Source organism: Symbiobacterium turbinis (assembly GCF_055383075.1).
The window spans coordinates 3518589-3540849 of sequence record NZ_AP042433.1 but is presented as its reverse complement, the minus strand read 5'-3'; the positions used below and the strand labels follow the sequence as shown (position 1 = coordinate 3540849).

The 22261-nt window shown below is 69.5% G+C and carries 19 protein-coding genes; 10 read left to right on the top strand and 9 right to left on the bottom strand.

Annotated elements, in window-relative coordinates; all coding sequences use genetic code 11:
• Positions 1–126 precede the first annotated feature (126 nt).
• The gene (gene ppdK / locus ACZ45O_RS17115) at positions 127–2805 is read right to left on the bottom strand and encodes a pyruvate, phosphate dikinase (RefSeq protein WP_464854647.1); all 2679 of its coding nucleotides are present in this window, start codon (positions 2803–2805) and stop codon (positions 127–129) included.
• Positions 2798–3619: a pyruvate, water dikinase regulatory protein gene (locus tag ACZ45O_RS17110; RefSeq protein WP_464854646.1), complete on the bottom strand. Its 822-nt coding sequence runs from the start codon at positions 3617–3619 to the stop codon at positions 2798–2800. Before ACZ45O_RS17110 ends, ppdK begins: the two co-directional genes overlap by 8 nt.
• Positions 3620–3870: 251 nt before the next feature.
• On the opposite strand from ACZ45O_RS17110, the gene ACZ45O_RS17105 reads away from it, so the two are divergent.
• Positions 3871–4659 carry a 2-oxo acid dehydrogenase subunit E2 gene (locus ACZ45O_RS17105; protein ID WP_464854644.1) on the top strand — a complete coding sequence of 263 codons (789 nt, stop codon included), beginning with the start codon at positions 3871–3873 and terminating at the stop codon, positions 4657–4659.
• On the opposite strand, the gene ACZ45O_RS17100 is transcribed toward ACZ45O_RS17105, so the two are convergent.
• Together ACZ45O_RS17100 and ACZ45O_RS17095 are read right to left on the bottom strand one after the other, a co-directional pair.
• On the bottom strand, positions 4628–5632 hold the full coding sequence (locus ACZ45O_RS17100; RefSeq protein ID WP_464854642.1) for a thiamine pyrophosphate-dependent dehydrogenase E1 component subunit alpha: 1005 nt from the start codon (positions 5630–5632) through the stop codon (positions 4628–4630). The two genes, ACZ45O_RS17105 and ACZ45O_RS17100, sit on opposite strands and share 32 nt — an antisense overlap.
• A gap of 37 nt (positions 5633–5669) precedes the next feature.
• Positions 5670–6137 carry a GNAT family N-acetyltransferase gene (locus ACZ45O_RS17095; protein WP_464854641.1) on the bottom strand — a complete coding sequence of 156 codons (468 nt, stop codon included), beginning with the start codon at positions 6135–6137 and terminating at the stop codon, positions 5670–5672.
• A 121-nt stretch (positions 6138–6258) separates the two neighbouring features.
• On the opposite strand from ACZ45O_RS17095, the gene ACZ45O_RS17090 reads away from it, so the two are divergent.
• From ACZ45O_RS17090 to ACZ45O_RS17065, 6 genes are read left to right on the top strand one after another with little or no spacing between them, the layout of a single operon-like run.
• Entirely contained in the window at positions 6259–6960 is a 702-nt protein-coding gene (locus ACZ45O_RS17090; RefSeq protein ID WP_464854639.1) for a cyclase family protein, read from the top strand.
• Complete coding sequence (locus ACZ45O_RS17085; protein ID WP_464854637.1) at positions 6947–8191, top strand: chorismate-binding protein; 1245 nt, start codon at positions 6947–6949, stop codon at positions 8189–8191. The genes ACZ45O_RS17090 and ACZ45O_RS17085 overlap by 14 nt, the downstream gene beginning before the upstream one ends.
• Positions 8169–9305: a hypothetical protein gene (locus ACZ45O_RS17080; RefSeq protein WP_464854636.1), complete on the top strand. Its 1137-nt coding sequence runs from the start codon at positions 8169–8171 to the stop codon at positions 9303–9305. The genes ACZ45O_RS17085 and ACZ45O_RS17080 overlap by 23 nt, the downstream gene beginning before the upstream one ends.
• A gap of 1 nt (position 9306) precedes the next feature.
• The gene (locus tag ACZ45O_RS17075) at positions 9307–10719 is read left to right on the top strand and encodes an aldehyde dehydrogenase family protein (protein ID WP_464854634.1); all 1413 of its coding nucleotides are present in this window, start codon (positions 9307–9309) and stop codon (positions 10717–10719) included.
• On the top strand, positions 10710–11495 hold the full coding sequence (locus tag ACZ45O_RS17070) for an SDR family NAD(P)-dependent oxidoreductase (protein WP_464854632.1): 786 nt from the start codon (positions 10710–10712) through the stop codon (positions 11493–11495). The genes ACZ45O_RS17075 and ACZ45O_RS17070 overlap by 10 nt, the downstream gene beginning before the upstream one ends.
• Before the next feature lie 12 nt (positions 11496–11507).
• Positions 11508–11663 carry a hypothetical protein gene (locus tag ACZ45O_RS17065; protein ID WP_464854631.1) on the top strand — a complete coding sequence of 52 codons (156 nt, stop codon included), beginning with the start codon at positions 11508–11510 and terminating at the stop codon, positions 11661–11663.
• On the opposite strand, the gene ACZ45O_RS17060 is transcribed toward ACZ45O_RS17065, so the two are convergent.
• The gene (locus ACZ45O_RS17060; RefSeq protein WP_464854630.1) at positions 11660–12262 is read right to left on the bottom strand and encodes a GyrI-like domain-containing protein; all 603 of its coding nucleotides are present in this window, start codon (positions 12260–12262) and stop codon (positions 11660–11662) included. The two genes, ACZ45O_RS17065 and ACZ45O_RS17060, sit on opposite strands and share 4 nt — an antisense overlap.
• Positions 12263–12490: 228 nt before the next feature.
• Here ACZ45O_RS17060 and ACZ45O_RS17055 point away from each other — a divergent pair, with 228 nt between their 5' ends.
• Positions 12491–13117, top strand: coding sequence for a hypothetical protein (locus ACZ45O_RS17055; RefSeq protein WP_464854629.1), 627 nt, complete (start codon positions 12491–12493; stop codon positions 13115–13117).
• 459 nt (positions 13118–13576) lie between these two features.
• Here ACZ45O_RS17055 and glyS read toward each other — a convergent pair whose 3' ends face one another.
• Both glyS and glyQ read right to left on the bottom strand, forming a co-directional pair.
• A complete protein-coding gene (gene glyS, locus ACZ45O_RS17050; protein WP_464854627.1) occupies positions 13577–15679 on the bottom strand; it encodes a glycine--tRNA ligase subunit beta in 2103 nt (700 codons plus the stop codon).
• Positions 15680–15681: 2 nt separating this feature from the next.
• Positions 15682–16656 carry a glycine--tRNA ligase subunit alpha gene (glyQ, locus tag ACZ45O_RS17045; RefSeq protein ID WP_464854626.1) on the bottom strand — a complete coding sequence of 325 codons (975 nt, stop codon included), beginning with the start codon at positions 16654–16656 and terminating at the stop codon, positions 15682–15684.
• A 649-nt stretch (positions 16657–17305) separates the two neighbouring features.
• Here glyQ and ACZ45O_RS17040 point away from each other — a divergent pair.
• The gene (locus ACZ45O_RS17040; RefSeq protein WP_464854624.1) at positions 17306–18112 is read left to right on the top strand and encodes a polysaccharide deacetylase family protein; all 807 of its coding nucleotides are present in this window, start codon (positions 17306–17308) and stop codon (positions 18110–18112) included.
• Between the two features lie 150 nt (positions 18113–18262).
• Positions 18263–20293, top strand: coding sequence for a stalk domain-containing protein (locus ACZ45O_RS17035; RefSeq protein ID WP_464854622.1), 2031 nt, complete (start codon positions 18263–18265; stop codon positions 20291–20293).
• Between the two features lie 64 nt (positions 20294–20357).
• On the opposite strand, the gene ACZ45O_RS17030 is transcribed toward ACZ45O_RS17035, so the two are convergent.
• Both ACZ45O_RS17030 and ACZ45O_RS17025 read right to left on the bottom strand, forming a co-directional pair.
• A complete protein-coding gene (locus ACZ45O_RS17030; protein WP_464854620.1) occupies positions 20358–21254 on the bottom strand; it encodes an ABC transporter permease in 897 nt (298 codons plus the stop codon).
• Entirely contained in the window at positions 21251–22261 is a 1011-nt protein-coding gene (locus ACZ45O_RS17025; protein ID WP_464854618.1) for an ABC transporter permease subunit, read from the bottom strand. Before ACZ45O_RS17025 ends, ACZ45O_RS17030 begins: the two co-directional genes overlap by 4 nt.

The following is a 22261-nucleotide window of genomic DNA, read 5'->3' as shown; positions in this document are numbered from 1 at the left end:
TGGCGTGCCTTCTAGTTTTCGACAATCAGGGGCATGATTCCTTCCGTGTGTTCGGTAAGAAGCGCCGGCACACAGTCAGGGTCCGCCCCCCGACCGGGAAGCGGACCCTGCCGGCATTCGCCTTCGCTACACCGTGCTGGAGGTGGCGCGCTCGCCCCTGGCCTTGGCCGCCGCCTGCGCAGCCGCCAGCCGGGCCACCGGGACCCGGTACGGAGAGCAGGAGACGTAGGTCAGGCCGACGCTCTGGAAGAACTCGATGGAGGCCGGATCGCCGCCGTGCTCGCCGCAGATGCCCAGCTTGATGTCGGGCCGGGCCTTGCGCCCGAGCTCGCACGCGATCTCCACCATCTTGCCCACGCCCTTGCGGTCGAGGGTGACGAAGGGGTTCTCGGGCAGGACCTTCTTCTCCACGTACTGCGCCAGGAACTTGCCCTCGGCGTCGTCGCGGGAGAAGCCGAAGGTCGTCTGGGTCAGGTCGTTGGTGCCGAAGGAGAAGAACTGCGCGTGCTCCGCGATCTCGTCGGCCGTCACGGCCGCCCGCGGCACCTCGATCATCGTGCCCACCATGTACTTGAAGGTGACGCCGTGCTTCTCCATGACCTCGCGGGCGACCCGGTCGGTCATCTCGCGCAGGAAGGAGAGCTCGGTGACGATGCTGACCAGCGGGTGCATGATCTCGGGCTCGACCTGCATGCCTTCCTTATTGCACTGCGCGGCGGCCTCGAAGATGGCCCGGACCTGCATCTCGTAGATCTCGGGGTAGATCATGCCCAGGCGGCAGCCCCGGAAGCCGAGCATCGGGTTGATTTCGGAGAGGGCCCGGACCTTCTTCAGCAGGGCCTCCTTCTCGCGCAGCTCGGCGCCGCCGTTGCCGCGCTCCCGCAGCAGGGCCACCTCGATGGCCAGCTCCTCCTCGTCGGGCAGGAACTCATGCAGCGGCGGATCCAGCAGGCGGATGGTCACCGGGAACGGGTTCATCGCCTTGAAGATCTCGTAGAAGTCCTCGCGCTGCTCCTTCTCGAGCTTCTCCAGGGCCGCGAGCCGCTCTTCGGTGGTCTCGGCGAGAATCATCTCGCGGGCCATCGCCATCCGCTCGGGCTTGTGCCCGCCCTGGCCAAACATGTGCTCCGTGCGGCAGAGGCCGATGCCCTCGGCGCCGAACTCGCGGGCCCTGGCGGCGTCTGCCGGCGTGTCGGCGTTCGCCCGCACGCCCATGGTGCGGATCTCGTCCGCCCAGCTCAGCAGGGTGCGGAACTCCGGCGAGAGCTCGGGATCCACCACGGGCACCTCGCCCGCGATCACGTTGCCGGAGGCCCCGTCGATGGAGATGACGTCGCCTTCCCTGATCACGCGGCCGTTCACGGTGAACTCCCGGGCCTCCAGGTCGACCTTGATGGCCTCGCAGCCGACGACGCAGGGCTTGCCCATGCCGCGGGAGACGATGGCGGCGTGCGACGTCATGCCGCCGCGGGAGGTGAGGATGCCCTGGGCGACGACCATGCCGTGGATGTCATCCGGCGAGGTCTCCGGGCGCACCAGGATGACCTTCTTGCCCTCGCCGGCCATCTTGACGGCCCGGTCCGGGTCGAAGACGCAGACGCCGGAGGCGGCGCCGGGCGAGGCGGCCAGGCCCTTGGCCAGGATGTCCAGCTTGGCCGAGGGGTCGATGGCCGGGTGCAGGATCTTGTCGACCTGCTCGGGATCGACCCGCAGAATCGCCTGCTCCTTCGAGATCTTGCCTTCCTTGACCAGGTCGACGGCGATCTTGATGGCGGCGACCGGCGTCCGCTTGCCGGCGCGGGTCTGCAGCATCCACAGCTTGCCCCGCTCCACGGTGAACTCAATATCCTGCATATCCTTGTAGTGCGACTCTAGCAGTTCACAGAGATCATAGAGCTGCTGGTAGACCTCGGGCATGGTCTCCTTCAGGTGCGAGATCGGGTACGGGGTGCGGATGCCCGCGACCACGTCCTCGCCCTGGGCGTTGGGCAGGTACTCGCCGTAGAACTCGTCGACGCCCGAGTTGGGGTTGCGGGTGAAGCAGACGCCCGTGGCGCAGTCATCGCCCATGTTGCCGAAGGCCATCACCTGCACGTTGACGGCCGTGCCCAGGGTGTCGGGAATCTTGTTGATGCGCCGGTAGACCTGCGCCCGCGGGTTGTCCCACGACTCGAAGACGGCGTTGATGGCCGCCATGAGTTGCGCGCGGGGATCGGTGGGGAAGGGCTTGCCGGTGTGCTTCTCCACCACGGCCTTGTACTCCGGCACAATCGCCTTGAAGTGCTCGGCCTGCAGTTCGATGTCCTGGGTGAACCCGTGGCGCCGCTTGTGGGCCTCCAGGATCGACTCGAAGTTGTGCAGTTCGATGCCCAGCACGACGTTGCCGAACATCTGAATGAACCGGCGATAGGAGTCCCAGGCGAACCGCTCGTTGTTGGTGAGCTCCGCCATGGCCTGCACGGTCTCGTCGTTCAGCCCCAGGTTGAGAACGGTATCCATCATGCCCGGCATGGACACGGGGGCGCCGGAGCGAACCGAGAGCAGCAGGGGGTTGCGGGTATCGCCGAACTTCTTGCCCGTCTTCTGCTCCAGTGCGGCCAGGGCAGCGTCGACTTGCTCCACGACTTCGGGGGCCAGGCGCTTGGTCTTCTGGTACTCCAGGCAGACCTCCGTGGTGATGGTGAAGCCCGGGGGCACCGGCAGCCCGATGACCGTCATCTCAGCCAGGTTGGCGCCCTTGCCGCCCAGCAGCATCCGCATGTCTGCCCGACCCTCTTCGAACAGATACACCCACTTCTTAGTCACCGAAATTCACCCCTCGGTTGATGATTTCCAGGACCCGGACCGCCGTCTCTTCAACCGCCTTGTTCGTCACATCAATCACCGCGCAACCAACCTTCTTGAAGACCGACTCGGCGTAGTCCAACTCCTGGAGGATTCTCTCCATGTTCGAGTAGTTTGCGTCTGATCTAAGGCCGATGGTCTTGATGCGCTCCTCGCGGATCTGATGGAGCTTCTCGGGGCTGACCCGCAGGCCAACCACCTTGTGGGGCGGGACGAGGAAGAGCTCCTTGGGCAGGCTGACCTCTGGCACCAGCGGAAGGTTCGCCACCTTGTACCGCCGGTGGGCGAGGTACATCGACACCGGGGTCTTGGAAGAACGGGAAACGCCGATCAGCACGGCATCGGCCCGCAGGAAACCGCGGGGATCCTTGCCGTCGTCGTACTTCACCGCGAACTCCACCGCCTCAATGCGGCGGAAATACTCATCATCCAAGCGGTGCATGCGTCCGGGCTCCAGCCGTTCGGGCGCCCCGAGCAACCGGGTCATCCCGTCCAGCATGGGCCCCATAATGTCCACAGCGGGTATATCCCACATGTCAACCAGCCGCTGGAGCTCGCTGCGGATCTCAGGAACCACGATGGTATAAACAATCAGGGTGGGCTGCTGGCGAGCTGCGTCTATCACCTCCCGGAGCGAACGGGCATCGTCGATCATGGGGAACCTGCGAATTTCCACGCCCTGCCGGCCGTACTGGGCCAGTGCGGCGCGCGTCACCAGGTCGGCCGTCTCGCCGACGGAGTCCGAAACGATGAAGATGACCGGCTTAGCGCCCATCTGAGCCCTCCCTGCTTGTTCCCGAATGCACATCCAACTTCGTCACTGTACATTCGTTTATAAATTTCGCCTGCGAACTCAGCCAATCCTCCCCCAGCCCCTGTGGCTGTAGGGCCAGAAGGCTCATGATGTTTTCAATCGCAGTTCAAGAAAGCGTCTATCGCGCTCCCATGCAGCGCGGGCTCCGGAGACGCCCCGGCGGAAGCGTCATATGCTGATGCGAGAGTCCGCGTGCGAGGGGAGGAGTTTCGGTGCAGCTGTTTGCCAGCCCCACACCCGGGGCGCCGGCCGGCCTCACGGTGCCCGGCGGCACGCCTGACAACCCCCTGGCCATGGGGGGACCGCCGTTCCCCCCCGTCGTCACCCTGCCCCTGAGCCAGATCCGCCGGGTCTCCATGCTCAACCTGGAGCACGCCCAGCGGACCACCGCCCCCGTCACCGTGGTGGCGGAGGTCGACGCGACGGGGCTCGTTGCGGTGCGGGAGTCGCTGAAGCCCCTGGCTGAGCGCCACCTGGGCATGCCCCTGACATACCTTCCCTTCTTCGCCGCCGCCACCGTGCGGGCCCTGAAGGCCTACCCGATCATGAACGCGACGCTCACCCCGCAGGGGTTCGTCATCCCGCGGTACATCAACCTCGGCATCGCCACCAGCGTTCCCGGGGGCGTGCTGCTGCCCTCGGTCCCTTCGGCCGAGCGGATGAGCTTCTGGGAGCTGGCCCGGGCCATCCACCTCCAGACGCAGAAAGCCAGGGCCGGGCTGGTGACGCCGCAGGATCTGTCCGGCCACACGTTCGTCATCACCAACACGGGCCGCTGGGGGGCGACCCTCTTCGGCACGCCCATCATCCAGCCGCCCAACGTGGGGATTCTCGCTTTCGAGGCCATCAAGAAGCGGCCCGTCGTCACCGAGGACGACCAGCTGGCGATCCGGCCGATGATGTATCTCGCGCTCACGGCCGACCACCGGGCGGTGGACGGGGCAGAGATGATCGGCTTTCTCGGCAAGGTCAAGGATGCCCTGGAGCGGGTGGCGCTGTGACCCCGCCCAGGGTGTCTTCGCCCCGGGGCAGGGGCGCCGCCCTGGACTGCGCCTCCGCCGCGTCGATCTCGGCGGCGACGGCCCGCTCCAGGTCCGCCGCGCGTTCCTCGGGCAGGAGGCCGGCCCTGCGCAGGTAGTCTGCCACCGCCGGCAGCGGATCTTGCTGCCGCGCCGCGGCCAGCTCCGACGCAGTCCGGTAGGTGGCGTGGTTGTCGTCGCAGGTGTGGGGATCGAGCCGGTGGACGCGGGCCTCGATCAGCGCAGGCCCGCCGCCGGCCCGCGCCCGCAGGACGGCCCGGCGCACCGCGGCGTAGACCGCAAACGGATCCGTCCCGTCGACACGGATCCCTTCCATGCCGTAACCCACCGCCCGCGCGGCGATGCTGCCGCCCGCCACCTGGCGCTCGGCCGGCACCGAGATCGCCCAGCCGTTGTTCTGGCAGAGGAAGATCACCGGCAGGCGGTAGAGCGCCGCCCAGTTCAGCCCCTCGTGGAAGTCGCCCTGGGAGGCGGCGCCCTCGCCGAAACTGCAGTAGACCACCGTCCGGTCGCCCCGGCGGACCGCCGCCTGCGCCGCACCCACCGCCTGCGGGATCTGCACCCCCACCGGCGCCGAGCGCGCGACGATGTTCAGCCGCCGGTCGCCCCAGTTGTACGGCGTCTGGCGGCCGCCCGAGGCCGGATCGGCCGCGCGTCCGAACGCGGACAGCATCACGTCCAGCGGCGTGGTGCCGGCCACCAGCACGGCCCCCAGATCCCGGTAGTAGGGGAACCACCAGTCCACCCCCCGCTCGAAGGCCAGGGCGGCGCCCACCTGGGCCGCCTCGTGCCCCCGGCTGGAGACCGCCAGCGGAATGGCGCCGGCGCGCTGCAGGACCGACAGCCGCTCATCCAGCCGCCGGGTGAGGAGCATCCAGCGGTAGAGCGCCACCGCCTGCGCGTCCGTAAGCCCCGCCGCGCGATGGTTCAGCACGTCATCACGCCCTTCTTTCCACAACTCCTTCCCCGGGTCACAGCGGCTTCACCAGCGAGAGCCGGTCGACCCGGCAGCCGTCCCGCAAGGCATGCCGGAGGGACGGCACGTTCCCGGGGTCGACGTACCGCCGGACGAGCCGCGCCCCGTGCGCCCGGCAGTGGGCCTCGCCGGCGGCGGTCAGCAGATGGCTGACGCCGGAGCCCCGGTGGGCCGGTTCCACGAAGATGTCGTAGAAAAGCCCGGTCGGGAGGCCCGTCAGCTCGTCGGGCACCAGCGCCACCACCAGGTAGCCGGCGGCGGCGCCGCCTTCGCGCGCCACCAGCGCAGCGCTGCCGGGCCGGGAGAGCAGAGCGCGCAGGCTCTGCTGAGCCCGCGCGGCCACCGCCTGCGGGCTGACCCACGCCTTCAGCGCAGGATCCACGTGGGCCCAGGCCGTGGCCGCCGCGCGGGATGCCACCCAGGGCCACTCTGCGGGCGTCATGAACCCCACCTGCACCGCCACCTTATCCCCCTCTCCTCCGACATGGATATGCGCGGGACCGGCGCCGTCGCACCTGCATAGTATGGCGAGCGGCCCGCCCGGGCCGTCCCGGACCACAGCCATCCGCGGAGGAGGTGCCCCCTTGCGCGTCATCGACCTGACACTGGGCTACAGCCACGGCATGCCGGCGTACGGAACCTCCTGGTACAAGACGGTGGAGATCCGCCCGCTCATGACGCCCGAGACCGACCCCACCGGCCACGGGCGGCGTTTCAGCCAGTTCGTGCTCAACCCCCACAACGCCACTCACGTGGACGCCCCCAGCCACTTCGTGCCCGGCGGCAGGAACGTGGACGAACTGGAGCCCGAGCGCTTCATCGGGCCTGCGCTGGTGCTCGACCTGACGCACCGCGGCCTTTACGAGCCCGTCACCGCCGACCACCTGGAGGCCGCCGCCCAGGGCCGGATGCGCCCCGGCCTCAGGCTGCTGCTGCGCACCGACTACGTCGACCGCCACTGGGGCGACCCGGACTTCTGGCAGAAGCCCCCCTACCTGGCCCCCAGCGCCGCCGACTGGTGCGTGGAGCAGGGCGCGGCGCTGGTGGGGCTGGACTTCCTCACCGAGGAGCCCGGCGATAGGGCGTTCCCGGTGCACCGCCGGCTCCTGGAAGCCGACATACCCATATTGGAGTACCTCTGCAATCTGAAAGCCCTCGCCGGCCCCTACGTCTGGCTCATGGCGGCGCCGATGCTGGTCGAGGGCGCCGAGGCGGCGCCGGTCCGGGCCCTGGCGGTGGAGGGCCGGCCGGCATTCGCGGGAGGTGGCCCGAATGGCGAAGCCTGAACCCGTCCGCCGCCTGCCCCTGCCCGCCTGGGGCGCCGCCGACCTGGCCGCCGCCCTGGGCCCCGGCCCCGTGGCCCTGCTGGACGGGCTGACATGGTCGGGCCGCAGAGTGACCCTGGTGGCGTGGGCACCGGCGGCGCACGCCGAGAGCATCGCCGAGGCGTGCAGGGCGGCCGGCCGGATCCCCCTGCCCCCGGAGGCCCCGCCGCTTCTGGGCGCGGCGGTGGGCCGGCTGGACTGGGACGGCCGCGGCCGCTTCTGGACCCCCGGCGCCGCGGCGCTCTTCGACCCGGAGGCCGGCGATCTCTGGGTGCGCGGGGATCTGCCCGCGGTCATCGTGCGCGGCCGCCCGCCCACAGCCCCTGGCGCTGACGACCTCACCGCCGCCACCCCCCTGTGGCCGTACCCGGCCTACGCCGCCGCGGTGCGCCAGGCCCTCGCTGCAATGGAGAGCGGCCAGGTGACCAAGGTGATCCTCTCGGTACCCTGGGCCGCCCCCTGCTCCCTGCCGCCGCTCACGGTCTACCGGCGGCTGACGGCCGGCAATCCCCCGGGGCTGGGCTTTCTGCTGCACGGCGGTCCGGGCGGGGAAACCCTGATCGGCCTCTCGCCCGAGCCGCTGGTGTTCCTGGAAGGGCGCCAGGCCCGCATGCACCTGCTGGCCGGCACCCGTCCGACGGACCGCGCGGCGGAGCTCACCGGCAGCGCCAAGGACCGGGAGGAGCACGCCGTGGCCGTGGAGCAGGCGCGCCGCGACCTGGCGGCGGTCTGCGTGCCCGAGACCGTCGCCGTTGAAGCGTTCATGGGGCTGGAGCGGCACCCGGGCCTGGTCCATCTGGCCTCCCGACTCTCGGGCACCCTCAGGCCCGATGCGACGCCGGCCCAGCTCGTGGCCGCCTGCTTCCCTGCCGGGACGGTGGGCGGCATCCCCCGGGAGGAGGCGCGGGCGCTGATCGACAGGCTCGAGCCGTTCCCGCGGGGCTGGTACGCCGGCGCCGTCGGCGCCGTGCTGCCCGGCGGCGACCTGCAGCTCTGGCTCACCATCCGCAGCCTGGCCCTGGCGCGCGGCACCGCGCTGGTGCGCGCGGGCGCCGGGCTGGTGCCGGGCAGCGACCCCGCGGCAGAATGGCGCGAGTGCATGTCCAAGGCGCAGCGGGCCCTGGCCGCGGCCGGCGCCGCGCTCCCGCCCCCCGAGGAGGTGATGGCCGGTGATGACGCCGGCGGAGCTTGACGCGCACGTGCGGGAGATCGTGCGCTGGCACTTCAGCCCGGACACCGGCTCCCCGTACTGGCTGCGCAAGGCGGCGGACCTGTCCTTCGACCCCCTCTCGGAAGTGCGGGGGTTCGACGACCTGGCCCGCTTCCCCGCCGTGGCCGAGGAGTGGCGCTACATTCCCGCCGGCGACCTCATCCCGCGGGGCTGCAACGCGGCGTTCGACGTGTGGGAGACCGGCGGGACGACCGGGCCGCCCACACGCATCGTCGACGCCGAAGAGCGCACCCGGGGAATCCTGCGGGTCGACCGGATGCTGGACGAACACGGCTTCCCGCGCTCCGACGCCGCCACCCTGCCGGTCGACTCCCCTGGCCCGCGAGATCCCGCTTTGGGGCCCGGCCCGATCCACCGGGCCGGCACATCCCGGCCCGCGTGGCTTCACCTGGGGCCCACCGGCCCCCACCTGGTCGGCACCAACGTGGCCCGGCTCGCCCGGCTGCGGGGGATGCTCTACCACACGGTCGACCTGGACCCCCGCTGGGTGAAGCGGCTCTACCGGGAGGGCCGCGCCGACGAGGCCCGGCGCTACACCGCCCACCTGGTGGAGCAGGCCCTGGCGGTGCTCAGGACCCAGCAGGTAGAGGCGCTCTCGGCCACCCCGCCCCTGCTTCAGGCTCTGTGCGAACACCCGGAGGCGTATGATTTACTGGCGGCGCGGGTGAAGGGCATCATCTGGTTCGGCACCTCGCTCTCGCCCGAGGGGCTGCGCCTGCTGGAGGAAGAGCTGCTGCCGGAGGCGCGCTTCGTGGGCTGGTACGGCAACACCCTGATGGGCATCGCCTGCCAGCGCCCGCGCCGGGAGGGCGACGCCCACAACTGCGTCTTCTCCCCGCCAGGGCCGGCGGCGGTGGTGCGCGTGGTCGATCCGCAGAATCCCGCCCGCCGGGTCGCGCCGGGCGAGGCGGGCCAGGTGCGCATCAGCCTGCTGAACCGGGAGCTCTTCCTGCCCTGGCACCTGGAGCGGGACCGGGCCGTGCGGGTGGCGTGGCCGGGGTCGGCCGCGTGGGATGAGCTGGCGGAGGTCGCGCCGCTGGACGGCGGCGGCGCACGGGTCGAGGGGGTGTACTGAGGTGCGGGAGATTCCCATCTGGCGGGGCGGGCGCGAGCGCACCAGCCTGGATGTGCGCGTGCTGCGCGACTACCGGGGGGCGCCCCTGGCCAGGGTGGCTGCGGCCCCGTCGCTGCTCGTCCACCGTGCGGTCCGGGAGCTGCGGGAGGCGGCGGAAGAGCATAGCGACCTCCCCGCCCTGTGGGACGCGATCGCCGCGGCCGGCCGGCTGCTGGACACGGCCGAGCTCGGGGGTTGCTCGCCGGATGAGCACGCCCGCCTGGTCACCCTGGCCACGGGCGCACCCATCGCTGACAGCCGCCAGGCGCTGGCCGAGCTGGCTGCCGGGATGGCGGAGGTGCGGGGCGCGCTCCGGTGGCAGGCGCCCGGCGGCTCCCTGGAGCCTTTCATGACCAACCGGATCGAGCCCGCACCAGGCAAGTGCTGCGGCTGGGTGCCGGTGGGAAGGGTGCTGGGGTTTGTCGCGCCGTCCAACCACCCGGCGGTCCACCTGACCTGGGTGCTGGCCCTGGCGATGGGCTGGGCGGTGGCCATCCGGCCCGGCGCCGACGACCCCTTCACCCCCTGGCGGGTGCTGCTGGCCCTCAGGGAGGCAGGCTTCCCCGTAGAACGCATCGCCCTCCTGCCCGGCGGCCACGACCTGGTGCCCGCCCTGGTGGAGCACTGCGACCGGACGGTTGCCTACGGGGGGCCTGCCCTGGCGTCCCTTCTGGGGCGCGATCCCCGGGTGCTCTTCAACGGGCCGGGCCGGTCGAAGGTGCTGGTTGATGCCAACGCCGTCAACTCCGCCGGCCCCCCGGCCCGGTCCCAGGAGGCCGGGGCGACTTCGGCGGGCGGAGCGGCGGGGCCGGAGGACCCGGTCGGGTTCCTGGTGGAGTGCATCCTCCACGACGGCGGGCGCAAGTGCACCTGTGCCAGCGCCCTGCTGCTGCGCGGCGAGGCCCCTGGCCTGCTGGAGGCGGTGGCAGAACGGCTGAACCGGCTTCCCCTGCTGGACCCGCTGGATCCGGAGGCGCGGGTGCCCGCATGGAAGGACTTCGCGGCGGCCCGGCAGACCCCCGCCGGCGCCGTGGAGGCGGACGGCCTCACCTTCGTGCGCCCCGGGCTGGTCCTGGACGTCGATCCCGCGGACCCCCGCTTCGGCATGGAGCTTCCGGCTCCGTGGGCGACCGCGGCGCGTCTCCCGGAGGACGCCGACCCCCTGCCGCTGCTCCGGGGCTCCCTGGCGGTAACGCTGCTCACGAAAGACGCAGCGCTTGTCCGGCGCTGCCTCAGGGAGACGGCGATTCAGAAGCTGTTTGTCGGCCCGATCCCGCCGTGGCACACCGAGCCCGGGGCCCCCCACAAGGGCCGCCTGGCGGACTTCCTCTTCACGGCCAAGGCCTTTCGGGAGGCGGTGATCCCGTGGACCTGAGCGGCAAGCCATCCGTGACCGGCGGTTCCGTTGGGCTGGACGGGAAGAGAGCCCTGGTGACCGGCGCCTCGAAGGGGCTGGGCGCGGAGGTGGCCCGCCGGCTGGCGGAGGCGGGGGCGGACGTGGCGATTCACTACCACAGGGACCGGGCCGGCGCCGTGCAGACCGCAGCCGCCGTGCAGGCCTCGGGGCGGCAGTCGCTGGTGCTCTCCGCCGACCTCGCGCAGCCCGAAGAGGCCGAGTCCCTGGTCGCACACGTGCGCGACGCCTGGGGCGGGCTGGACCTGCTGGTCAACAACGCCGGCGTTGCCCCGGTGCTCCCGTGGGAGCAGATCGGCCCGGACCAGTGGGCCGCGGTGCTGGCGGCGAACCTGAGCGGCCCCTTTTACGTAATGCGGGCGGCCCTGCCGCTGCTGCGGCAGGGCCGGGATCCGGCGGTCGTCAACGTCGGCTCGGTGGTCAGCTTCAACGGCGGCGCGTTCGGCCCCGCCTACGCGGCCGCGAAGGCGGGGCTGGTGGGGCTCACCCGGTCTGCCGCCCGGGAGTGGGGGCCGCTGGGCATCCGGGTGAACTGCATGGCGCCGGGGCCCATCGAGTCGCCGCTGGCCCGGGCCCTGCCTGCGCCGGCCCTGGAGGCGATGAAGGCCCAGACCCCGCTCCGCCGCATGGGCACCTTCGCCGAGGTGGCCGACGCGGTGCTGTGGCTGCTCTCTCCGGCCGCAGCCTTCATCACGGGCCAGACGCTGGTGGTGGACGGCGGACGGGTGATGAACTGAGCAGCCGCATCCGTGGCGCACGGCGGCCGGGTGATGAACTGGGCGGCCGAATCCATGGCGCACGGCAGCCGGGTGATGAACTGGGCGGCCGCATCCATGGCGCACGGCAGCCGGGTGATGAACTGGGCGGCCGCATCCATGGCGTACGGCGGCCGGGCGACGATCTAGGTGGCGGGCTCCACCGGCTGCCGCAGGATGGTCTTCAGCCGCTCCGGCGCAGTGCGCCGGAAGTCGGAGAGGTAGACTTCGTGGTGGTGCCCCCGGGGCCTGTACCCCTGCTCGGCAATGAAGGCGTGCAGCCGCTCGATCACCGGTCCCTCCTCGGAGAAGGGGCCCACGTGGAGCACCTGCGCAGCCGTGCCTTCCGCAAAGCGCTCGAACCGCACGTCGAGAATCCGGGGATTCTGCTTCTTGGCCGCCGCCTGGGTACGGGCGGCGGCCACCTGCGCTGCGGTAAGCCCCTCAGGCATGCGGATCAGCAGCTGCCACTGCCACTGGTCGCGCGGGGTCCGGGCAAACGCCTCGGGCGGATCTGTCCACCACAGCCCCTCCAGGGGCGGCACCTTGAAGTCCTGGCCGGCGGCCTTCTGCTGGAACTTCAGGGTGTAGGCCAGGCCGTAGAGCGCCTCGATGGCCTGCTTGAACTCCGGGCTCTCGGGCGCGCCGACGCCGCTCAGGGTGAGGCACCAGGTGTCGGGCACTTCGACGATCTCGGGCTGCTTCTGGGCCTTGAAAAGCACTGGCGGGAACGTGACGGGCTGGGTCATGGCGGAGGCCTCCTTCGGGATGTACTGCAGGGGGCACCGGGCCGGGCATCCAGTGGCGGGTTGCCATCTCTCGCAGGTTGGTGTCGCGGGGCAGGAGGAGCCGGCGAAGCGAGAGGCGAATATACGTTCGCAAAACATATTCATGGAGGGACAATCGTGTGGCCGAAATTGCCCGCCCCCTATGACCTGGTCCTCAGAGACATCCTGGACGAGCTTTGGTAGAGGCCCGTGAAGGCGGTCTTGCTGGGCGGATCCGCGGTCAGCGGAAAGCTGAAGCCCCCGACGACCGATCTGGATGTGCTGGTGATCGACGACGGTCCCTGGACGATTCGCAGGGAGACGCGCCGGGGCGTGGAGGTCCACTGGACGACCGGGTCAGAGTCGGCATGGCGGGCCGTCCTGGAGAGGGAGGTCTCCACGCCGCTGGGCGCCAACATATCGCTGCTCGCGGGCAGCATGCCCCTGGCCGACCCGGACGGTATCAGCTTGCGGCTCATGTCCGAAGTGCGCACTCTCCATGACCAAGGGCCGCAGTTGAACACAGCATGGATGGAAACTCGCCGCCGGCACATCACAGAACTGGTGGTTGACCTGCTTCAGTCGCCGCTGGAAAGCCAGCCCTACATCTGCTCCCTCCTGGTCATTCTCACCGTGCCCAGCGCCTCCTCCTTCCAGGGTCAGTGGCAGCCTCGCCACAAAGAAGCGATGGAACTCCTCTCCCGGACCAACCCCGGTCTGTACGGTGCCATCGACCGCGCGCTGAGGGAGCACAGCGTTCAGGCGTATTCTGAGCTGAAGCACCAGATCGGCATACTGCTCGAGCCGGTCGGCGGCTGGGCAGGTCCTCACCTCTGATTGTAACCTAACCCAGCCGGTCTCCTGGCTCGTTCCGGGCAGAATATACCTTCGCCATCCGAAGAAAAATGCACATTTTGCCCGCTCGCCGGCCCGAAAGCCACGCCCAAAGGCTCACCAGCCGGCTCACCACCCCGGGACCAACCGCTTTCCCGGCTCGTTGCGGGCAGAATATACCTTCGCCATCCGAAGAAAAGTGCACATTCCGCCCGCTCGCCAGCCCGGCGCCACGCCCAAAGGCTCACCAGCCGGCTCACCACCCCGGGGCCAACCGCTTTCCCGGCTCGTTCCGGGCAGAAAATACCTTCGCCACACGAAGAAAAGTGCACATTCTGCCCGCTCGCCAGCCCGAAAGCCACCGGGCCAACCCTGCCCGCGAGCTCGCCAACCATCACCGATCAAGACAGCCCGAGGCCCGTTGGCATAAACCAACGGGCCTCGGGCCTGGTCATTTCGTGGCTACCCCGCCAACTTGCCCAGGTCGGCCGGAGCCGACAGCAGGCCGCCCAGGGCCTGGAGCAGGGCGTAGCGGTTCGCCCGCACCTTGTCGTCGTCCACGTTCACCCGCACCGTGTCCAGGAAGGCGTCCACGGGCGCCTTCAGGCGGGTGGCCATCCGGTAGAAGCCCCGGTAGTCGCCGGCGTCGTAGGCCCGCTTCATCTCGGGCCGCAGGTCCACGAAGGCGCCGTAGAGCTCCCGCTCGGCCGGCTCGGTGAACAGCTCGGGGTCGATGTCCGCGCTCACCGCCCCCGCCTCGTTCGCCTTGCCTGCGAGGTTGGCGACGCGCTTGAACGCGCCCGTCACAGCGGCGAACTCCGGCTCCTCCATCACGGCGGAAAGGGCCTCCGCCCGGTGGACGACGTCGGTGACGTCGCGGTAGCCCGCGGCCAGCACGGCGTCGATGACGTCGTACCGGATCTCCCGCTGCTCCAGCAGCACCTTCAGCCGCGCCCGGAAGAACTCCATCAGCTCGTTCTGGGTCTTGACGGCGTCCTCGCCAGGCAGCTTGTACTGCTCGATCGCCAGCGAGGCCAGCTTGGTCAGGTCAACCCGCAGCCCGTTCTCCACCAGGGTCTGCACCACGCCCTGGGCGGCGCGGCGCAGGGCGAAGGGGTCCTGTGAGCCGGTGGGAATCATGCCGATGGAGAAGTAGCCCGCCAGGGTGTCGAGCTTGTCCGCCAGGGCGACGGCGATGCCCGGGCCGGTGCGCGGCAGGTCGTCGCCCGCGCCGCGGGGCAGGTAGTGCTCGTAGATCGCCTCGGCCACGGCGGGATCGCCACCCTGCTGCAGCAGGTACTGCTTGCCCATGTAGCCCTGGACCTCCGGGAACTCGAAGACCATCCGCGTCATGAGGTCGGCCTTGCAGAGCCAGGCGGCCTGCGCGGCCTGCTCCTGCTCGGCGGGCGGCAGGCCCAGCGCCTGGCTGATCGGCCGCGCCAGGGCGACCAGCCGCTCGACCCGCTCGAACTGCGTGCCCAGCTTCTCCTGGAACACGGCCTCCTTCAGCCGGGCGTTGAACGCCTCCAGGGGCTGTTTGCGGTCCTCGTCCCAGAAGAAGCGCGCGTCGGCCAGCCGGGCGGCCAGCACCTTCTCGTTGCCTGCCCGCACGATGTCCAGGTGCTCCTCGCCGCCGTTGCGCACCCCGATGAAGTAGGGCAGCAGCTCGTCGGAGTCCTCCGCCTTGTATACGGGGAAGTAGCGCTGGTGCTCCTTCATGGTGGTCACCAGCACCTCGGCGGGAACCTCCAGGTACGCCGGGTCGAAGGAGCCCGCGAAGGCGGTGGGCTGCTCCACCAGCCAGGTCAGCTCCTCCAGCAGGTCCTCGTCGCGCCGCACGTGACCGCCCAGCCGGGCCGCCGCGGCGGTCACCTGGTGCCAGATGTCCTGCTTGCGCGCGCCCTGATCCACCATGACGTAGGCGCCATTGACCTTCACAAAGTATTCGTCGGCGTCCTTCACCTGGATCGGCTCAGCCGGGCCCAGCACGCGGTGGCCCCGGGTGGTGTTCACCGTTTCGATGCCGTCCACGTCAAACGGCACCCTCCAGTCGCCCAGCATGGCCAGAATCCACTTGATCGGCCGGGCGTAGCGGATCTCACGGTCTGCCCAGCGCATGGCCTTCGGCCAGTGGATCGACGTGACCAGGCCGCTCAGCAGCGGCGGCAGCACGGTCTCCACCGGCTCTCCCGTGATCAGCTTGCGGGCGTACAGGTACTCGCCGCCCTTCTCATCGGGGCGGACCTCCAGGTCCTCCACCGCCACCCCCTGCCCCTCGGCGAACTTCCGGGCGGGCACGGTGGGGTTGCCTTCGGCGTCGAAGGCGATCTTTTTCGGCGGCCCCTTCACCTCCATCACCACGTCGCGCTGCTGCACGGCGAGGTTGCGCACGTACAGCACCAGGCGGCGCGGGGTGCCGAAGACGTCGACCAGCTCGTAATCGAGCCGGGCCTCCTCCAGGACCCGGGCCGCGTTCGCCTTCAGCTGCTCCAGGGCCGGCGCGCAGAACCGGGCGGGAATCTCCTCGGTGCCGATCTCGAGAATGAGGTTGCGGGTCTCAGCCATGGCTACTTCCCTCCCTCCGCAGTCTGGGGCTGGCCCTTCGGATCGGGGCCGGGGCCCCGCCCGCCGGCGCCGAAGCGCGACGCCCAGGTGGGCCGCTCCGCCAGCGGCTTCAGGAGCGGGAAGCCCAGGGACTCCCGCATCTCGATGTAGGCCTTCGCCGCCGCCCGGGCCAGGTTGCGCACACGGAGGATGTACCCCTGCCGCTCGCTGACGGCGATGGCGCCGCGGGCGTCCAACAGGTTGAAGGTGTGCGAGCACTTGAGGATGTAGTCGTAAGCCGGGTGGACCAGCGGCGGGTCCAGGGCCAGCAGCCGCTTGGCCTCAGCCTCGTACATGCCGTAGAGCTGGAACAGCATCTGGGTGTCGGCCTGCTCGAAGTTGTAGACCGAGTGCTCCCACTCGGAGCGCTCGAACACGTCGCCGTAGCGCAGGTGCTCGTTGTACATGATGTCCCAGACGTTGTCCACGCCCTGAATGTACGAGGCCAGCCGCTCCAGTCCCAGCGTGATCTCAACGGAGACGGGCTTGCACTCAAAGCCGCCCACCTGCTGGAAGTAGGTGAACTGGGTGATCTCCATGCCGTCACACCAGACCTCCCAGCCCAGGCCCCACGCGCCTTGGCTCGGCGCCTCCCAGTTGTCCTCCACGAAGCGGATGTCGTGCTTCCGGGGGTCGATGCCGATGCGCTCCAGCATCTCCAGATAGATTTCCTGGATGTTCTCCGGAGACGGCTTCATGATCACCTGGTACTGGAAGTAGTGCTGCATGCGGTTCGGGTTCTGGGCGTAGCGGCCATCGGCCGGGCGGCGGCAGGGCTCGATGTAGGCCACGTTCCACGGCTCGGGCCCCAGGGCCCGGAAGAAGGTGCTGGGGTTGAAAGTGCCGGCGCCCTTCTCGATGTCGTACGGGTGCTGGATGATGCACCCCTGCTCGGCCCAGAACTTGTCCAGGGTCAGGACGAGATCCTGAAAGTACATGTGCGGTCCTCCTTCGCAACCGGGGGGCCGATGCGAAAAGGCTCTCGCCCCGGGCCACCCCATGCATGTGGCCAGGGACGAGAGCCTCTGCGTGCTCCCGCGGTTCCACCCTGATTGGCGCCCGGGCGGGCGCCCACCTCTGCCGTGATGCGGTTTTCGCTCCCGGGCGCCCTTCCCCGTGCCTGCCCGCCCTGCTCGCACCAAGTACAGGGCTCTCTGCCGGAGCCGGCTGGCGGGTACTCCTCCCGTTCCTCGCTAGCAATAGATGCTAGCAACTCAGGCCTGGCGTGTCAAGGGGATCTGAACCACGGCGGCCGGCGAATGCCACCTGCCCTGGAACATCAAAACATGATCAGAACACATGCAGGATGTTCGCCTACGGTAAAGAAACTCATGTAAAGAAACTCAACGGTAAACGAAACTCACAGGCACGGTTCAGCAGCGAACACCTGCACAGGCCCTCAGCGGTCGCGGGGGTGGCTCCTCTCGCTGTGGACTGTTGCACGGCGCCCGCCCTGCTCCCGACAGCGAGCCATTCCCACCTGCTGGAGGTCTTTTTGTGCTTAAGACGAGTATTTTGATGATCGCGCTCCTCGGTATGCAGCCAGCCCCAGCGGACGCACCGGTTCAGCCCAGTACGGTCCCTGCAGTGTCGTCACCCTCTCAGGCGCCGGAACTCCCCGAGCCTCCCCCTGAGGACGCAGCCCCGGAACGGGTCCCCGTTCTCCTCTATCACCACCTGGACCCTGAGGCAGACGGGATCAACGGGGCCGTGATCAGCCCCGCGGCCTTCGCGGCCCAGATGGCCTGGCTGGCGGAAAACGGCTACACCGCCATCGACACAGGTCAGCTGGCGGCCTGGCTGCTGGCGGATGGCGCCCTGCCGCCCAAGCCGGTTCTGATCTCGTTTGATGACGGCTACCGCTCCGTCTATGAGCATGCCTACCCGATCCTGCGGGAGTACGGCCTGAAGATGACGCTCTTCCTGACGGCCGGCAAGGTCGGGACGCGCCCCGGCATCTACGACTACATTACCTGGGACGACATCCGCGAGATGCAGGAGGCCGGCCGCCTGGATCTGCAGTCCCACACCTACGATGCGCACTACCTGGCAGACGGTCAGGCCGTCCTCACCGTGTGGGATCGGGAGCAGATTCAGGCGGACTCGTCAAGGCTTGCACGTGCGTTCCAGGATCACGGAATCGCACCCGCCCGTGCCTATGCCTATCCCTACGGCGCCTACGATGAGGAGGTCGTGGCGGCGGTGGCGGGCGACGGCTTTGACCTTGGCTTCACCGTAGCAGAGGGGATGGTTGAGCGGGGCAGCGACCGGTACACCCTGCCGCGCCTGACCGTCTTCCCGTGGACTTCCATGTGCGCCTTTCAGGCGATGGTGACCGGCGAAGACCGGGCGGTCGTCTGCGCCCGGCCGCCCGCCGATGCCGGGTCCTATTGATGCAGCAGTGCGCACCGCAGGCCAGGAGCCAGGGCAGGCTCCTGGCCTTTCTCTGCCGCCGGCGTGCCGGCCGTCGATGGAGGGAACTCTCCGCCCGGTGATGAACCTATTATGCTGTTCGAAAACAAATGGAAGATCGGAGGGTTATCGTTGCGTCGCTTCATCGCCATCATACTTGCTGCATTTATCGCCCTGGCCGGCGTGCCGCGCGCGGAAGCCAGCAGCTACTGGCCATACGTGGATCGCGGAAACGCCGCCGAACAGGCCGGCGACCTGCAAACCGCCGTCGCCGAGTGGAAACAGGCGCTTCCGCTCATCGAGGACAGCGGCGAATTCAACATGTGCGGGGTCTATGCCCAGAAGATCGCCCGGGCCCTCGATCAGTGGGGCGAGTACGACGGGGCCATCGCCTACTACCAGAAAGAGATTTACTGCTGGGAGAAGGCCGACGAACTGGCAGGCACCAACGAACGGGAAGACTGGATGCGCTGGGACCGGATGCGTATGGAGCAGATCATCCCGCGGCTGGAGGTGTTCGTGGCCCGTCCCACGGCCGGCCTGGAGCCCACGAACCTGGCCAAGCACGAGCCCCCGTTCGGCGCGCTGATCGGAGGGACCGTTGACCGGGATCCCGCCGTCTACGACGACCTGGACAGAGCTGCGGCCACGTACGGCAAGCCGTACGGCATGGTCATGGTCTACAACACGGTGGCCGCGTACGACTACCTCAACGTGTCCACCAAGGTCCTCGAGACCGGCGTCCCGCTGCAGATCGCCTGGCAGCCCGAATACGGGCTGAACTCCGTAACCGAGTCCGTGGTGCGCGCCTACGCCAGGGAGCTAGCCGAGTACGGCCAGCCGGTCTACCTCCGTTTCGGCAATGAGATGAACGGCAGCTGGGTCAAGTGGTACGGCGACCCCGAGCTGTACAAGCAGAAGTTCCGGCTGGTGGCCCGCATCATGCGGGAGGAAGCGCCCAACGTGGCGATGGTCTGGGCCCCCAACTACGTGGGCGCCGATTACATGCCCTACTACCCGGGCGACGAGTGGGTCGACTGGGTCGGCGTCAGCGCGTACCACGACGCCTATTTCCTGGCCGATATGAACCAGAGCGACATGATGAACGGCCTGTACTACCAGGGCCAGAAGGCGAATCCGCTGGATAAGTTCAAGGAGATCTACGAGCGCTTTGCGGACCGGAAGCCCATCATGATCGCGGAGACGGGCTACAACCACTCCAACAACACTCCCGCCGCCAGGGAGGAAGGTCTCCCCATCTACGACTCCTCCGAGTGGGCGGCCCAGACGGCCCGCTACGTCTATGCGTACCTCCCCATGGTCTATCCGCGCATCAAGATGGTGGGCCACTTCAACAATCCGCGGACCGGCGACAAGGCGGCCTACACCATGTCGCAGAGCGAGCCCCTCCTGAACGCCGTCCGCGAGGCCATCGCCGACGACTGGTACCTCTCCGGCCTCGACCAGGTCCCGGAGACCTACTGGCACCCCATCGAAGAAGCCACCCTGCACGGCAAGACCCGCGTGGCCAGCTACGTGTGGCTGGGCGACCGCGGCCTCGGCCGGGTGGAGTACTGGCTGGACGGCGACCGGGTGGCGACCAGCTACCAGGTTCCCTACACCGCCGACATCGACCTGACCGGCCTCACCGGGGAGCACACGCTCACGGTGAAGGCGTTCGACAAGGCCGGTAACCTGGCCGCCGAGCGGGAGTTCCGGTTCGACGCCTCCACCGTCAAGGTGAAGCTGGACGGCCGGGTCCTGGACTTCGTCAAGCAGCCGGTGAATGAACACGACACGGTCCTGGTCCCCTTCCGGGCCATCACCGAGGCACTGGGCGCCCAGGTGGACTGGGATGCGAAGACCCGCACGGCCATTGCCCGGAAGGACGGCACGGAGCTGCGGCTCACGATCGACGACCCCGTGCCCGTCCTCAACGGCAAGCGGCTGGATCCCCTGCAGGCGCCGGCCCGCAACGTGGACGGCCACACCATGGTTCCTGCCCGTGCCATCGCCGAGGCCTTCGGCATGAAGGTCGGCTGGGACGGCCAGACCCGGACCGTGCTCATCGACTCGATCGAGCCTGCCGATGAACACGGGCCCTCCGACGGGGACCGGCCCGCCGGGCAATCCGGCGCTGCGGACGCGCAGGACGCCCACTAGACATCCGACGCCAAAGCGGCCGGAGCCCCCATCCAGGGGTCCGGCCGCCTCCGTCTCCCCGGCCTCATCCTCTCCGCAGCCCCCGCAGGCGGAAGCCCTCGGCCAGCAGGTGGAAGGCGGCCGCCGAGAGCCCCAGGGCCAGGCCCGGGTAGAAGGGAATCCAGGGCGAGCCCAGGATGGCGTGGCGGTTCGCCCCCAGCATCTGCCCCCACTCGGGCAGGTACTCGATGTGGCGCACCCACCCGTCGCCGCGCACCGCCACGGTGCCTCCCACGTAGATGCCGAACACCGCCAGCTGCCCCATCAGCAGCAGCACCCACGCCATCTCCGAGGAGAGCATCACCGCGACGTCGGCGCGCATCAGCGGCAGCACGTGGCGCAGCAGAATGCGCCGCGGGGTGGCCCCCAGGGCCCGGGCGGCTTCCACGTGCGGCATGACCAGGATCTCCTCGGTCCGCCGGCGCACCTGCTCGGCCATGCGCGGGGCGCCGGAGAGGACCAGCATGGCCACGTAGACCGCCAGCCAGCCCGTCTCGCCCGGAAGGAGCCAGCGCAGTCCCCCCAGGGTCATGGCGACCAGGGCCAGGGCAGGGATGGAGCCGAAGCCCACCGCCAGGGTCTGGACGAGCCGGCCTGCGCGCCCCCCGAGCCATCCGGCCCGCAGGCCCGCCGGCAGGGCCACCGCGGCCCGCAGGAAGATCACCGCCGCCGCCAGCCCCAGGGTGTACCGGGCCCCGTAAACCACGCGGGAGAGCAGATCCCTTCCCACCATGTCCGAGCCCAGCACGTAGCCGAACTCCCCCGGGGCGAAGGGCGCCAGACGAAGCCGCTTCCCTTCCATCTGCATGTAGGCCCCCAGGTGCGGATCCGGCAGCGAGACGACCTCCGGGAGCACCAGCAGCACGGCAAGACCCATGGCCAGCAGCAGCCCCAGCAGCAGCGGCAAGTTCAGCCGCCTCATCCGGCGCCCCCTCCCTTCAGCAGGGGGTTGGCCATGGCGCGCAGCGTGACGGCCAGCCCGTCCATCACCACGAACCACGCGCAGAAGATCAGCCCGATGGTCGCGACCACATGGGGCTGGCCGTAGCTGAGCCCGCGCATCAGCCCCGACCCGATGCCGTAGTGGTTGGTCAGCACCTCCACCACCAGCTGGCTGGAGAGGGTGACGTTGAGCATCGCCGGCATGCCGTTCAGGGCCCGGGGCAGCGCGCCCCGCATCGCGTGCTTGAGCACCACCAGCACCTCGGGCACCCCCTTGGCCCGGGCGGTGCGGATGTAGTCCTCGCGCATCGCCTCATCCAGCGCGGTCGAAATCAGCCGGGCCGTGTAGGCCATGGGGATGATCGACAGAGCCACCAGCGGCAGGATCCACCCCCGCTCGCCGCCCTGCACCCCCAGCACCGACCAGAGGCGGACGCCAAAGTTCCGGTAGGACCAGATGGTCAGCATCTGCCCCAGCAGAATCAGCAGGAAGTCCGGCACCGAAACGCCCAGGACCGAGAGCCCCAGCGAGAAGGCGCGGGCGCCGCGGCTGCCCAGCACCAGCCCGCCCAGGAGCAGGCCCAGGACGATGCCCGTCAGCAGGGCCGCGGCGAAGAGCTGGAAGGAGAGCCACCAGGTCTCCCGGAGCAGGGGCAGCAGCGGCAGGACGCTCTGCGCCGTGCCGTACCAGCGCTGCACCGTCAGGTCGCCGGCCAGCAGCCCTTGCAGGTAGGTCACAATCCCCTCCCGGTACTGCGCCGGCGACCAGCTGTAAGTGAACTGGGCGCCCGCGTCGGGCACCGGCTCGATCCGGAATTTCTGTGTCGCGTCGGTCCGGACCTCTCCCAGGCTCCCGGGCGGGGTGTACTCGCCGGTGACCACCACGCCCTCCGGCAGCATGGCCACCAGCACCACGATCACGGCGGAAAGGCCCAGAAGCCCGATGCGCACGCCCCAGTCTTTCACCACCGAAGACCACAGCCCCAT

Coding starts and splice junctions, on each gene's coding strand:
- ACZ45O_RS17110 (WP_464854646.1), bottom strand. CDS start 3,619: ATGGGCGCTAAGCCGGTCATCTTCATCGTTTCGGACTCCGTCGGCGAG.
- ACZ45O_RS17085 (WP_464854637.1), top strand. CDS start 6,947: ATGGCGAAGCCTGAACCCGTCCGCCGCCTGCCCCTGCCCGCCTGGGGC.
- ACZ45O_RS17060 (WP_464854630.1), bottom strand. CDS start 12,262: ATGACCCAGCCCGTCACGTTCCCGCCAGTGCTTTTCAAGGCCCAGAAG.
- glyS (WP_464854627.1), bottom strand. CDS start 15,679: ATGGCTGAGACCCGCAACCTCATTCTCGAGATCGGCACCGAGGAGATT.
- glyQ (WP_464854626.1), bottom strand. CDS start 16,656: ATGTACTTTCAGGATCTCGTCCTGACCCTGGACAAGTTCTGGGCCGAG.
- ACZ45O_RS17030 (WP_464854620.1), bottom strand. CDS start 21,254: ATGAGGCGGCTGAACTTGCCGCTGCTGCTGGGGCTGCTGCTGGCCATG.
- ACZ45O_RS17025 (WP_464854618.1), bottom strand. CDS start 22,261: ATGGGGCTGTGGTCTTCGGTGGTGAAAGACTGGGGCGTGCGCATCGGG.